The 12,908-nt window shown below is 63.7% G+C and carries 14 protein-coding genes; 6 read left to right on the top strand and 8 right to left on the bottom strand.

Translation table 11 applies throughout. From position 1 onward, the window contains the following. Positions 1 to 145: 145 nt before the first annotated feature. The 4 genes from ACIQUG_RS24735 to ACIQUG_RS24720 all read right to left on the bottom strand — a co-directional run bounded on the left by ACIQUG_RS24735 (position 146) and on the right by ACIQUG_RS24720 (position 3,690). The gene (locus ACIQUG_RS24735) at positions 146 to 1,090 is read right to left on the bottom strand and encodes a substrate-binding domain-containing protein (protein ID WP_402324760.1); all 945 of its coding nucleotides are present in this window, start codon (positions 1,088 to 1,090) and stop codon (positions 146 to 148) included. A gap of 76 nt (positions 1,091 to 1,166) precedes the next feature. Next, positions 1,167 to 1,475 (bottom strand): MocE family 2Fe-2S type ferredoxin, encoded by a 309-nt coding sequence (locus ACIQUG_RS24730; protein WP_402325191.1) that lies wholly within the window; start codon positions 1,473 to 1,475, stop codon positions 1,167 to 1,169. Between the two features lie 8 nt (positions 1,476 to 1,483). Continuing rightward, positions 1,484 to 2,518 carry a sterol desaturase family protein gene (locus tag ACIQUG_RS24725; protein WP_402324758.1) on the bottom strand — a complete coding sequence of 345 codons (1,035 nt, stop codon included), beginning with the start codon at positions 2,516 to 2,518 and terminating at the stop codon, positions 1,484 to 1,486. A 170-nt stretch (positions 2,519 to 2,688) separates the two neighbouring features. Next, positions 2,689 to 3,690, bottom strand: coding sequence for a LacI family DNA-binding transcriptional regulator (locus ACIQUG_RS24720; RefSeq protein ID WP_402324757.1), 1,002 nt, complete (start codon positions 3,688 to 3,690; stop codon positions 2,689 to 2,691). A 154-nt stretch (positions 3,691 to 3,844) separates the two neighbouring features. Here ACIQUG_RS24720 and ACIQUG_RS24715 point away from each other — a divergent pair, with 154 nt between their 5' ends. Beyond that, positions 3,845 to 4,570 carry a glutathione S-transferase gene (locus tag ACIQUG_RS24715; RefSeq protein ID WP_402324754.1) on the top strand — a complete coding sequence of 242 codons (726 nt, stop codon included), beginning with the start codon at positions 3,845 to 3,847 and terminating at the stop codon, positions 4,568 to 4,570. 16 nt (positions 4,571 to 4,586) lie between these two features. On the opposite strand, the gene ACIQUG_RS24710 is transcribed toward ACIQUG_RS24715, so the two are convergent. After that, the gene (locus tag ACIQUG_RS24710) at positions 4,587 to 5,720 is read right to left on the bottom strand and encodes an aminotransferase (RefSeq protein ID WP_402324753.1); all 1,134 of its coding nucleotides are present in this window, start codon (positions 5,718 to 5,720) and stop codon (positions 4,587 to 4,589) included. A gap of 204 nt (positions 5,721 to 5,924) precedes the next feature. Here ACIQUG_RS24710 and ACIQUG_RS24705 point away from each other — a divergent pair, with 204 nt between their 5' ends. After that, positions 5,925 to 6,494: a helix-turn-helix domain-containing protein gene (locus ACIQUG_RS24705; protein WP_402324751.1), complete on the top strand. Its 570-nt coding sequence runs from the start codon at positions 5,925 to 5,927 to the stop codon at positions 6,492 to 6,494. Positions 6,495 to 6,515: 21 nt separating this feature from the next. Here the strand turns inward: ACIQUG_RS24705 and ACIQUG_RS24700 are convergent, their stop codons facing one another. Further along, a complete protein-coding gene (locus tag ACIQUG_RS24700; RefSeq protein WP_402324750.1) occupies positions 6,516 to 7,475 on the bottom strand; it encodes an MBL fold metallo-hydrolase in 960 nt (319 codons plus the stop codon). Positions 7,476 to 7,566: 91 nt separating this feature from the next. Between ACIQUG_RS24700 and ACIQUG_RS24695 the strand changes: the two genes are divergently transcribed. Further along, on the top strand, positions 7,567 to 8,478 hold the full coding sequence (locus tag ACIQUG_RS24695; RefSeq protein WP_402324748.1) for a LysR family transcriptional regulator: 912 nt from the start codon (positions 7,567 to 7,569) through the stop codon (positions 8,476 to 8,478). Positions 8,479 to 8,537: 59 nt separating this feature from the next. Here ACIQUG_RS24695 and ACIQUG_RS24690 read toward each other — a convergent pair whose 3' ends face one another. Together ACIQUG_RS24690 and ACIQUG_RS24685 are read right to left on the bottom strand one after the other, a co-directional pair. Further along, complete coding sequence (locus tag ACIQUG_RS24690; protein ID WP_402324747.1) at positions 8,538 to 8,918, bottom strand: DUF427 domain-containing protein; 381 nt, start codon at positions 8,916 to 8,918, stop codon at positions 8,538 to 8,540. A gap of 78 nt (positions 8,919 to 8,996) precedes the next feature. Beyond that, a complete protein-coding gene (locus ACIQUG_RS24685) occupies positions 8,997 to 9,749 on the bottom strand; it encodes a DUF599 domain-containing protein (RefSeq protein WP_402325190.1) in 753 nt (250 codons plus the stop codon). Between the two features lie 200 nt (positions 9,750 to 9,949). Between ACIQUG_RS24685 and ACIQUG_RS24680 the strand changes: the two genes are divergently transcribed. The 3 genes from ACIQUG_RS24680 to ACIQUG_RS24670 all read left to right on the top strand — a co-directional run bounded on the left by ACIQUG_RS24680 (position 9,950) and on the right by ACIQUG_RS24670 (position 12,906). Then, on the top strand, positions 9,950 to 10,633 hold the full coding sequence (locus ACIQUG_RS24680; protein WP_205236033.1) for a GntR family transcriptional regulator: 684 nt from the start codon (positions 9,950 to 9,952) through the stop codon (positions 10,631 to 10,633). Further along, positions 10,630 to 12,075, top strand: coding sequence for an aldehyde dehydrogenase family protein (locus tag ACIQUG_RS24675; RefSeq protein WP_402324746.1), 1,446 nt, complete (start codon positions 10,630 to 10,632; stop codon positions 12,073 to 12,075). Before ACIQUG_RS24680 ends, ACIQUG_RS24675 begins: the two co-directional genes overlap by 4 nt. An 84-nt stretch (positions 12,076 to 12,159) precedes the next feature. Then, the gene (locus tag ACIQUG_RS24670; RefSeq protein ID WP_192450062.1) at positions 12,160 to 12,906 is read left to right on the top strand and encodes a glucose 1-dehydrogenase; all 747 of its coding nucleotides are present in this window, start codon (positions 12,160 to 12,162) and stop codon (positions 12,904 to 12,906) included. The last annotated feature ends 2 nt before the right edge of the window (positions 12,907 to 12,908 follow it).

The following is a 12,908-nucleotide window of genomic DNA, read 5'->3' as shown; positions in this document are numbered from 1 at the left end:
GAAGGGCGGCCGGCGCAGGCAGGAGAATGCGCCGGCCTCCAGCGCCGCGCGTCCGATCAGACGCAAAGGTCGCTGTAGAACTCTCAATTCCCGCATGTTTTGCCCTTCAATCGGCTACGGTTGAAGGAACCATGCAGGCGGAGGATCAGTTGCGCGCCGCGTAGTCCGCCATGTTCTTCGGCGTCACGAGTTCGAACGGAACCCAGACATTCTTGTCGACGGCCTCGCCGCGCACCAGCGAGACAGCGGCATCGACTGCGCTTGCCGACTGCCCCTTGGCGTTCTGGAACACGGTCGCGTCGAGGTCGCCGGCGGCCATGGCGGCGAGCCCGTCCTGCGTCGCATCGATGCCGACGACGATGACGTCGTCCATCGACACCCCTGCGGATTTCAGCGCCTGGATGGCGCCGATCGCCATCTCGTCGTTGTTGGCGAAAACGACGTCGATCGGCTGGCCGGCCGTGATCCAGTTGGTCGTCAGGTCCATCGCATTGGTGCGCGTCCAGGCGGCCGACTGCTCGTCGGCGATGGTCACACCCTTGCAGTCGCCGGCGGCCAGCGTTTCCTTGAAGGCCGAGGTGCGGTCACGCGAGGCCTGATGGGCGAGATCACCCATCAGGATATAGACCTGCGCATTGTCAGCCTTGCCCTTCTCCTTCAGCGACGAACAGGCAGCTTCCGCGCCCAGCCGTCCGGAGTCCGTTTCCTTCGAGCCGACATAAGCCTGTTTCGCCGGCAGCTTGCCGAGGTTCTCCGGCTCGAGGTTGAGGTAGACGAGCGGAATGCCGGCCTTCTCGGCCGCCTCGCTGATGCCGGCTGCGGCCGAGGTATCGGTCAGCGTCATGATGATCGCATCGACGCCCGCGGCGATGAAATTGTTGACCTGGTTGAGCTGCTTGGAGATGTCGGTCTGCGCGTCCTCGATCTGGACGCTGGTGCCATTCACCTCCGAGACCCGGGCATTGATGCCTTCGCGCAGCAGGGTCTGGAAGTTGTTGTCGAAGCTCTGCATCGACACACCGATGGTTTCCGCCGAGGCAGCACTTCCCATCAAGGCAGCAAGGGCTGCCGCCAGGTACAAGGATTTCATGATTTCCTCCCGATGGGTGCCGGATCACCCGCGTGCATTCCGGTGGCCCGGAGGGCCGGTTGAAACCTGGCTCTCGCTAAAGAGCCACGCGAACCTCACCGTCGACGATCTCGGCCGGGTAGGTCTTCAGGTTTGCGCAGGCCGGAAGCCTGATCGCTTCACCCGTGCGGTAGTCGAAGGCGCCGGAATGCTTGGGACATTCCACCTCGTAGTCCATGACCAGCCCATCGGCGAGATGGATGGCCTCGTGGGTGCAGAGGCCGGCGGTGCAATAGACGCTGTCGTCCGGGCCGCGATAGATCGCGTAAGTGCGGCCGGCGTGGTCGAAGCGGATCGCCCCTTCCTGTTCGATGTCGTCAAGCCTGCAGGCGGGTACCCAGGTGATCACGTTGCTCATTCTGCTGCCTCCCCTACTGTGTTGCGCGCCTTGCGGGCCGCGAGTTTTTCCTTGCGCTTGCGGTAGCGCTCCTGCATCCGCGCTTCGCCCTCCTTGGAGCCGTCGTGCCAGGTGCCGAACCAGCGATCGAGCGGGATCAGGGCGTCGCCGTAATTCACCTCGAAATACTTGTGGTGCAGGTAATGCGCATAGGCGTGGCTATCGACGAGGGTCTCCTCGCCGACCTCGACCTTGTCGAAGCCGACGTGGCCGGGAATGGCGCCGAAGCCCGCATAGTGCAGCTGGTAGAGCATCAGGATCGGGTTCGACGGCAGGATCAGGTGATAGAAGGCGGTGCCGAAATAGAGCAGGTGCTCGACCGGATGCATCGACAACGACGACCAGGGCGAGGGGTTCACCGAATTGTGGTGGACCGAATGCACCCACTTGTAGAGCAGCGGCGTATGGATGAGCCGGTGGATACAGAAGAAGTGGAACTCGTGGATGATGGGAACGACCAGCGCCACAAGCGCGAGCGTCCAGGGATTGTCCGCAAAGGTGAGCCACGGCGCATAGCCGTTGGCATAGGCGAAGAGCATGCCGACCTCGACGGCGGTCCAGATGGTCACGCCCGACAGGAAGGTGCGCAGGATGTTGTCGAGGTTCTGGCTTTCGAACCAGAAGGCCTTGCTCTTCTGCTCGGCCGGGAACTTGCCATTGTACTTGAAGCGGTTTTCCTGCCGCTTCAGCACATAGAGTTGCATCTCGAAGGCGCCGTAAAACAGGAAGACGCAAGCCGCGTTGACGACATAGAGCCAGGCGATCCAGCCGAAGCTCAAGCTCTGCATCGTCTCGACCGGCGGGATCACCCAGGCCCAATAGGCGACCGCCGAGGCGGCAAAGATCGCGTTCCACGGAAAGAAGTAATGCGGCAGCCACTTCACAAGCGCCGTCAGCCTGGGCGGAAAGGCAAAGAGCGGCGCCGTCTCTATCGGCTCGTTCGGCGCCCAGTCGCCGCGCTTGTTGCGCGTTCCATATTTCAGATCGTCCATGACGCTCTCCTCCCGGCGGAACGCCCGCGCTCCGCAAATCTCATAACGAAGGAGAGCGCCGAGGGGCGCATTTTCCGGTTCGGTCCCTAAAGGGAACTGCCGGCCTCCGTCTTGATGAAAATCTAGCAGGAGGCGTTCCGAACGCCGAAGGCTTCCTTGATCAAATCAGATCAAAGGCTTTCGGCGGTGATGGTGACGAAGCGAATGGGCGCCTTGTCCGGCTCCATCTCCGAAAGACCGATGCGGCGCAGCACAAGGTCGAGCGCGCGGCGGGCCTGCGCCTCGGGCGCCTGATCGAGCACCACGTCCATGATCCCTTCCGCGAGCGCCTTGCGGGTATAGTCGGTCAATTCATGGCCGACGAAAAAGATCTCCCTGCCGCGCGGATGCCGGGAAAGCACGTCGATCAGGGCCGCATTGGCGCCGCCGGCATTGTAGATGCCGGCCATATCCGGATACATCGCAAGCGCCTGCCTCAGCGCTTCTGCGCCGTAGTGCGCCTCGTCGCGGGTAAATCCCAGCCATTCGAACCGGCGCTCGCCCGGGTGCTTTTCGAAATAATCCGAGAACCCGCTGAGCCGGTCGCGATGCACCTGGTAGATCGGATGGCAGAGGGCAACGACAGGGCCTGCCTGTGGCGCCATGCGGGCGATGAAGAGCGCCGCAGTGCGTCCCGCCGCGTGGTTGTCGATGCCGACGAATTCGCCCAACCTCTCGGCTGCCCGCGTCACCACATGGACGACCGGCACACCACGCGCGACCACGGCCTCGACGGCGGCACTGATCAAGGGATGATTGGGCACGGCAAGGATCAGGCCGGCGCGCGGCGCGTCGGTCGACAGGATGCGCCGGGCGATCTCCTCTGGCTTCATTTCCTCGGTGAAGCTGCGATGCACGACGACGAGCGGATCGAGCGTCTCGGCGATCCGCTGGAACGCCTGCGACAGGCGGCGATAGAAGGTCGTCTCCGGCCGCACCATCAGCACGTCGATGCGCAGCAAACCGCGATGGGCATCGGGCAGCGTGCGCGGATAGTTCAGCGCGCGGGCCGCCACCACGACCTTCTCGACCAGCTCCGGGCGAACGCCGCCGCGGCCGTTGAGCACACGCTCGACGGTGGCGGTCCCGACGCCCGCGAGCTCGGCGATGTCGCGATAGTTCGGTTTGCTCACAAAGGTTCCTCTGCCGGCGGACGACTTTCGTATGTAACGCCTTAGCATAGGGCGAGGCTTGCTCGACAGAGTACCGTTCGGCCTCCAGGCAGCCCTCGCCGTCGCTCGATTGCCGCCTATATCAAGCCGGTATTCGGAACCGCACGAGGCATTCATGAGCTATGAATTGTACTATTGGGACGGCATCCAGGGCCGTGGCGAGTTCGTGCGGCTGGCGCTCGAAGACGCGAACGCTGCCTATATCGACGTCACACGCGTGCCGGGCCGCGGCACCGGCGAAATGCTGGCACTGATGGATAGCACTACTGAAGCGCATATCCCTTTCGCCCCGCCATTCCTCAAGGACGGCGACCGGATCGTTTCGCATGTGGCCAACATCCTCTTTTACCTCGGCTCCAGATTGGGATTGGCGCCTGACGACGAGGCGCTGCGCTGGTACGCCAACGGCCTGCAGCTGACCATCACCGATTTCATCGCCGAGGTGCACGACACCCACCATCCGATCGCCACCTCGAAATACTACGAGGAACAGAAGGCGGAGGCGAAGGACCGGGCCTTCGAATTCGTCGTGAACCGCATGCCAAAGTTCCTCGGCTACTTCGAGCGGGTGCTGAAGCAGAACCCCGAAGGCAGCGGCCACGCGGTCGGCAACCGCGTCACCTATGTCGATCTCTCGCTGTTCCAGGTGATCGAAGGACTGCGTTATGCGTTCCCGAAAGCCATGCTTCATTATGGGCCGCAGTATCCCGCGCTTCTGAAGCTGCACGCATCGGTGAAGGCACGGCCGAACGTTGCCGCCTACCTCGCGTCACCGCGACGGCTGGCCTTCAACGAAAACGGCATCTTCCGCCGCTATCCGGAACTGGATATCGAGCCCTGAGATGCGCCGCCAACACTCACGCGGCGGCAACCCTTTGCTCCTGCAGGAACGCCGATACGCGCCTCAGGCCTTCGCGCAGGACGGCTTCGTTGTTGGCATAGCCGATCCTGAGATAGCCCTCCATATCCATGGCGCTGCCCGGCGTGAACATCACGCCGGTTCGCTGAAGCAGTTGCAGGCAGAAGTCCTCTGATGTCATCGGCAGGTCGTATTTCAGAAGCGCGGTCGTGCCCGACTGCGGCCTGATCCAGGAGATCAGCGGCTCAGCATCCACCCAGTCCGAGAGAATGGCGAGGTTGGTGCGGGTGATCGCCTGGCTGCGGGCAAGGATCTTGTCCTTGTTTTCAAGCGCGATGGCCGCGAAATGGTCGTCGAGCATGCCGACGCTGATGGTGTTGTAATCCCGATGGACGGAAACGGCCTGGATCAGTTCCGGCGGCGCGACGATCCAGCCGAGCCTGAGGCCGGCGAGCGAAAAGGTCTTCGACATGCTGCCGGTGCTGATGCCCTTTTCGTAGAGGTCGGCGATCGACGCGGTCATGCCATCGCCCTGTTGATCCGTGCCGCGATAGACCTCGTCGCAGAGGATCCAGGCGCCGCAACCGCGCGCGATCTCGACGATCCTTTCGAGATAGGCGCGGTCCATCAGCGCGCCGGTCGGGTTGTTGGGATTGTTGATGGCGATCAGCTTGGTCCCGGGGATCGCCAGGCGCTGCAATTCCTCAAGGTCGGGCAGAAATCCGGTCTCTTCCGTGAGGCGCAGGATCTGCGTATCGGCGCCATAGCTCTCCGGGATCGAATAGTGCTGCTGGTAGGTCGGCAGCACCGAAATCACCCGGTCGCCCGGTTCGACCAGCGTCTCGTGCACCAGCGCATTTGCGCCGATCGCGCCATGGGTGGTGACGACATTGTCGATCGCCTGTTTTGCATAAAGGCCCGCGATCAGCCCGCGCAGCCGCTCGGATCCCTCGATCGCGCCATAGGTCAGTTTCAGCGGCAGCAGTTCGGCAAGGATCGTATCCGTCTTGCCCGCCATCTCCAGCAGCTCTGCGACGGTCAGCGACTCGACGCAGGTTTCGGCGAGGTTCCATTCGCAATGGTTCTCGTAGCGGTTCATCCAGATCTCGACGCCGAAGTCGCGGATTTTCATGCGGAGTTCCTTTCGAATGTTGAAAGCATGGCCCCGACCATGCCGGTGCGACGGTCGAGACGGCCACGGCGCTCTCGTTGAGAATTACCGTCTGCTGTGACATGAACCGACGAGCTGACACGCCTCCGCACAGACACTCCGTTGATATCGGAGCCCCCTGGAAAAGCTGTGGCAATTGGTGTTCGGTCGCTGTAGAAAGAAGTTATGAGCAATATATTGCACAGTCAAGATCGGTCCGACGTTTTGTCCCACGTCGCCGAAAACCTGAAACGGATCCGCCAGGCGGCTGGCCTCAGCCAGGCCGCACTGGCCGAGGCGTCCGGCATCAGCCGGCGGATGATCGTCGCGGTCGAGAGCGGAGACGCCAACATCAGCCTCTCCAGCCTCGACAAGCTGGCAGCCGCCATGAAGGTCGGCTTCATCGATCTCGTCCGGGATCCGTCACGCCAATCCGGCGGCAGCATCGATGCGGTGACCTGGCGCGGTCGGCAAAAGGAAAGCGAGGCGCGGTTGCTTGCGTCCACCCCGGCGGCCAACGAAGCGCAGATGTGGCTCTGGTCGCTGGCGCCCGGCGAACGCTACGACGCCGAGCCCGACCCGCAGGGATGGCATGAGATGCTGTTCGTGACGGAGGGCAACCTGACGCTGGAACTCTCGGGCGAGCGCAAGCGCTACGCAAGCGGCACCTATACCGTCTACAGCTCGGCTCAGGCCTATGCCTACATCAATGACGGCGACGACGTGGTGACCTTCGTGCGCAACGTCATCTCGTAGACCGGGCTGACGCAGCCCCTGCTACTCGACGTAGTTCCAGGGGACGAAGCGATAGAGCGTTTCGTCGCGCGCCACATGGCCGACACCAGGGAACGGCAGATGCGCACCGGCAACGAGGTATCGCCCATCGGCCGCATCCTCCAGCGCCACGGCACGCGTCGCCGCCGCCGCGGTGCCATCGACGTCGAAGCTGACGAAGACGTCGGGCGTGTCGAACTGGATGTAATCCCCGTGAATGACGTCCCCCCAGAACACAAGGCGCTGGCCGTCATCCGCTGTCAGCACGATCGCGGAATGCCCGGGCGTGTGCCCGGCGCGCAGGGTCGATCCGAGGTTCGGCAAGACGTCGCCATTGTCGGCAAAACGCTTCACCTTTCCGGCGGCGATGTAGGGAGCAAGGGCGTCGTGTGCCCGCTGGAAATCGGTCTTCTGCGCCTCGGTCAGCGCCGTTACGCCCTCGCGCTCGATCCAGTAGCGGTATTCGCGGTCGGCGAGATGGATCTCCGCGTTCGGAAATTGCGGCTTGCCGTCGGCAGTGAGGCCGCCGGAATGGTCGGCGTGCACATGGGTCAGGATCACGGCGTCGACCTGGTCGGCGCGGTAGCCGGAGGCGGTGAGATGCCGCACGAGCTTGCCGGCGGCAGCACCGAGCAGGGCGCCCGATCCGGCATCGATCAGCACCAACCGTTCGCCGTCGTTGACGAGGTAGGCGTTGATCGACAGATGCGGCTCCTTGCCGAGGAAATTCGCCTCCAGCCTGCGCTGCAGCTCGCCTTCCGATTCGTTCTGATAGATCTTCGTCATCGGTAACGCCACGGTGCCGTCCGACAAGGCGGTGACCTCGAACTTTCCGAATCGGAAGCGATAATAACCGGCATTGGCGACGGTCGAGAACGGCGCGGCGGAAAAGGCGAAGCGCGGTGCGAGCGGCAACAGGGCGGTGGCGGCAAGAAGGCCCAAAGCTTGTCTGCGGGTGGTCATGATCGGCTCCTTCGATTGGATGCCGAGACGCTATCAATTCAACCGCCGGTCGATTATCCTGCGATCGTGGAAGTGATTGTTCCGGAAACGCATGAAATCCCCCCAATTCGCCGATCTCAACAGCCTCAGGATTTTCCTCGAGGTCGCCCGCTCCGAGAGCTTTTCCTCAGCAGCGCTTCGCCTGCACCTGCCGCCGAGCACGGTCAGCCGCCGCCTGGGCGAGCTTGAGGCCGCGCTTGGCGTCGCCCTGCTGCTGCGCTCCACCCGCCGGGTCTCGCTGACCGAGGCAGGCAAACATCTGCTGGAGTCGGTCGGCGGCGCCGTCGAACTCATCGACCGCGGCATCGCCGGCTTCCAACCCGCCGACGGCACGGCGCGCGGACGGCTGCGGATTGCGACATCCGTCGCCTTTGCCCGCACCTTCCTGCCACCGATCCTGAAGCGCTATGCGGCGCTCTGCCCCGAAGTCCAGGTCGACGTGCAGACCACCCACCAGAATGTCGATCTGATCGGCGAAGGCGTCGACGTGGCCCTAAGGATGGGGCAGCCGGTCGACAGCGAGATGATCTACCGGAAGATCGGAACGATCGCGCCGCGCCTCTATGCCGCTCCGGCCTATTGCGCCGGATTGGCGCTCTCGTCTCCGGAAGACCTGATGCATGTGGCGCTGATCGCCTACCGGACGCGCATGCGGCGGGATCTTGCCCATTGGGTACTCTCCGACGGCATCAGGCAGTTCACGCTCGAGCGCCCGCCGTCGATCGTCGTCGACGATCCGGCGATCAGCGAGCGGCTGATCGCCGAGGGCCTCGGCATCGGCATGCTCAGCGAAGCGCTTGCCGCCGACGGCGTCTCCACCGGACGGCTCGTTGCGGTTCTTCCGGCGTGGTCCGGGCCGTCCACCCACATTTACTATCTCTTCCACCAGCAACTCGGCGACCTGCCGAAAGTTGCGGAATTCTTGAAGGCCGTGCGCGAAACGTTTCGGCTTCGCGACGCGTGACCCTGCGGCCAAGGTGTCGCCGTTCGCGTGAATGCAGAAGTTCAGTTGAAGCCGAAGCTCTAGGGCTGGCTCTCTTCGATCGAATCCACCCGGTCCGGATAGAAGGCCAACCTCCCCTTGATGGCGGCCACTGCCGGGTGCGGGTCTTCATAGGTCCAGACCGCATTGCGCGACCGCTCGCCGCCCGAAGGGATGCTGAAATAGGAGGCGTCACCCTTATAGGGGCAATGGGACGAATGATCCGTGCGCTCAAGCAGGGACATGTCGGTATCCTCCCGCGGGATGTACTGCACCGCGGGATAGGATGCCTCGCGCAGGGTCAGCGCATTGCGGGTGTCGGCGATGACGCGCCCGCCGAGTGTGACGACGACGCGGGCCGGGTTTCTTTCGGTGGTGATCGGATGATCGGGACCGGGGATCTTGATCGATTTGTCCGACATGGGCGACCACCTCCAGAGCGTTACAGATACTAGGTGGTACCCTCGCCGGCCGATTCCAACCGGTCACGCCAAAAACCCTTAGCTGTTTGCCGCCGAAGAATTGACGGCTGTTGAGGGTTCTGCCGCTGCGGCCACCGGATGGCTCTCGTCGAGCAGCCTGCGCACTTCCATCACGCCCTTGGCCGTATCCGACCAGCTGTGTCTCCAGACGAGAAGCGCGACCGAGCCGACGATGGCGATAACAAAGGCGATCGGCCCCAGGAACCAGAGCGCCGCCGCCACGGTGAAATAGTAGGAGCGCACCCCCTGGCTGAAGGAGCGAAGGGCCGGATTGATCATCAGCGACAGGGCGTGGGCCCATGCGGCAATGTCGCGGGCCTCTTCACGCGACGGGCTCGCGCCGATCGCCGCGAGGCAATAATTGATCTGCCGGACCGCCCAGATGAATTCGGACAACCCGCGCAGCAAGGTCGCCATGACGAGCAGCACCTTGCATTGAAACAGCCACAGCGGCTCGATCGGCGCGAACATCGCGATGATGCCCGACTGAAGACCGATCGTCGGCTGGATGAAGAGCGCGCTGCTCATGGCGACGATGACGATGAGATTGGCCGAGCCGAAGAACGAGGCCGAGTTGATCGTGTGACCGAGGATGGCGGCGTCACCGATGAAGTTGCTGTCCCGCGTCAGCACCTCGCGCATCCAGGCCTGCCGGACACGCACCATGTCCAGCATCAGGCTGTCGGTCCGGCGCGGCCAGCCAAGCGCCATCATCGGCTCCAGTCCCACCCAGGTCACGAGGAACAGGATAATCGCAATCCAATCAAGCATCTGCACGGCCGGCCTCCCACCATAGCTGTTTCTAATAGAAGCCGCGACGAGCGGCGCGTCAACGCAGTGGCGCAAGTCCGGATTGCCGAAGCCGGCGGCGTCGCTAGCGCTTGCCGATAATCCCTGGGACTTAGATGCCATCACCGGATTGACACCGCCTGTATCCTGGATACAATTTGCCTCGATCTTGGGAGGGATCGATGAACCAATCCTTTGAATGGCGAAGCCAGTCACGGCTGCTCGACGAAGTGGCGCAGGCCCTTCGCGAACGCATCTATGCCGGCGTCTACGCCCCCGGTGCGACGCTCCGGCAGGAGAAGATCGCCGCCGAATTCGGCATCAGCCGCACGCCGTTGCGCGAGGCCCTGCGGGTGCTCGAGCGCGACGGGCTGGTAGTCAACAAGCCGGGCAGCGGCGTGCGGGTCGCAACCGCCGACCTGCCGAAGCTGCTCGACGCCTATGCGGTGCGTGAGGCGATGGATGGGGTGGCTGCCCGCAACGCCGCCGAGCGGGCAACGACTGCCGAGATCAAGGACCTGGCCAAGCAGGTCGAACGCCAGCGCAAGATCGTCGAGAACTGGGATCCCGGCGCCTACACCCAATCCAACGTCGTCTTTCACGAGGCGATCGTTGCGGCCTCGCGCAATGCGTCGCTGGCCGCGCTCGGGCCGCTGCTGCGCATGACCTCGCAGGTCTTTGCGCCGGCGTTTTCGCTGTCCAGCGAACGGGCGAGCACGGCCGTCGCCGAACATGGGCTGATCGTCGAGGCGATCGCCGCACGCAACCTTGATGAATCCGAGAAGCTGGCCCGCGCCCACATCAACGCGACGGCCATGAGACTGAAGGCGCTGCTTGAAGAGCGCGGGACTGACAAAGAGGCATGACTGTGAAGACCTACGGCAATTTCATCGCGAACACATGGCAGGACGCAACGGGCGGCGAGTTCATCGCCGTCAGGGACCCCTCCAATGGCCAGGAATTCGCGCGCATCGCCCGGGGCAACCGGGACGATATCGACCTCGCCGTGTGTGCGGCACGCGCAGCGCTCTCCGGTGACTGGGGGCGTTTGACGCCGACCGAGCGCGGCCGGGTTCTCACCCGGATTTCGGCGGGCGTGCTGCGCAACATCGATCTCCTGACGGAGCTTGAGGCGCGCGATGTCGGCAAGCCGCTGACCCAGGCGCGCGCCGACGTCGTTGCACTTGCCCGCTATCTCGAGTTTTATGGCGGTGCCGCCGACAAGGTGCATGGCGACACCATCCCCTATCAGAACGGCTTCACCGTGCTGACCGTCTACGAGCCACATGGCGTCACGGGCCACATCATCCCCTGGAACTATCCGATGCAGATCCTCGGCCGCAGCCTGGGTGCCGCCCTTGCGATGGGTAATGCCGCCGTGGTGAAGCCGGCGGAAGAAGCCTGCCTGACAATCCTGGAATTTGCCCGCATCGCCGAGGAAGAGGGCCTGCCTTCAGGCGCACTCAACATCGTTACCGGCTTCGGCTCGGAAGCGGGTGCGGCTCTTTCCGAACATCCTGACGTCAACCATATCTCGTTCACCGGTTCGGTCCGCACCGGTGAAATGGTGCAGGCGGCAGCGGCAAAGAATGCCGTGCCGGTGACGCTGGAGCTCGGCGGCAAGTCAGCGCAGATCGTCTTTGCCGATGCGGATCTCGACCGCGCGGTCCCCTTCCTCGTCAATGCCGGCATCCAGAATGCCGGCCAGACCTGCTCGGCCTCGTCGCGCATCCTGGTCGAACGCGCCGTCTACGAAGACGTGGTGGCGCGCATGAGTGAGCGATACCGCGCCCTGAAGGTCGGCCCAGCCGGCAGCGATCTCTCGGTCGGCCCAGTTGTCTCGCAGCGGCAGAAGGCGATCGTCGAGGGCTTCCTTCTCGACGCCGCCAAGGATGGCCTGAAAGTCGCGGCGCAGGGCGAGATCGTCGCCGACGCGCCCTCGGAAGGCGCCTATGTCGCCCCCACCCTTTTGCGCGACGTGCCGCATGAACACCGCACGGTGCAGGAAGAAATCTTCGGCCCGGTCCAGGTAATCATGCCGTTCGACGGCGAAGAGGAGGCGATCCGGCTTGCCAACGGCACCGACTATGGCCTCGTCTGCGGCGTCTGGACCAATGACGGCGGCCGGCAGCTGCGGATGGCGCGCGCCGTCCACGCCGGCCAGGTCTTCATCAACAATTACGGCGCCGGCGGCGGCGTCGAGCTGCCGTTCGGCGGCGTCAAGAAATCCGGCCATGGCCGCGAGAAGGGTTTCGAGGCCCTCTACGGCTTTGCCAGCATGAAAACCATCTCTGTCTACCACGGCTAGAGCGGGATGAGGAAAAGTGTGTGCGGTTTTCCGCCCGCATCCCGCTCTAACCCATGATCCAGGTCTCCTCGGGAGGAACTACACGTGTCACTAGAAGGTAAAGTCGCTCTCATCACCGGCGCAGGCTCCGGCTTCGGCGAGGGCATCGCGAAGCGGTTCATCGAAGGCGGCGCCAAGGTCATCGTCGTCGACCGCGATGCCGCTGGCGCCGAGCGCGTCGCGAGCGAACTCGGCAAGAACGCGTTTCCCGTGGTTGCCGATATCGCCAAGGAAGCCGAAGTTAACGCGGCCGTTGCCGCAGGCCTCAAACAATTCGGCCGCGTCGATATCCTGATCAACAATGCCGGCATTGGCCACAAGCCACAAAACGCCGAACTGGTCGAACCGGACGAGTTCGACCGCATCCTCGGCGTCAATGTGCGCGGCGTCTATCTGATGACGCGGGCGCTGCTGCCGCACATGAAGGACAACAAGTCCGGCGTCATCGTCAACATCGCTTCGACGGGCGCCAACCGGCCGCGGCCGAACCTTGCCTGGTACAACGCGACCAAGGGCTGGGTCGTTTCCGCCACCAAGGCGCTGGCGATCGAACTCGCGCCGTTCAACATCCGCGTCGTCGCGCTCAATCCGGTTGCCGGCGAAACGCCGCTGCTGACCACCTTCATGGGCGAGGATAGCGAGGAAATCCGCAAGAAGTTCCGCGACTCCATTCCGCTCGGGCGCCTGCTGAAGCCCGAGGATCTCGCCGAGGCCGCCTTCTTCGTCGCCTCGCCGCAGGCGTCGATGATCACCGGCGTGGCGCTCGACGTCGACGGCGGGCGCTCGATCTGATT

This window comes from Ensifer sp. NPDC090286 (genome assembly GCF_044769565.1).
Taxonomy (GTDB): Bacteria; Pseudomonadota; Alphaproteobacteria; order Rhizobiales; family Rhizobiaceae; genus Ensifer.
This window is presented reverse-complemented; position numbering and strand designations above follow the sequence as displayed.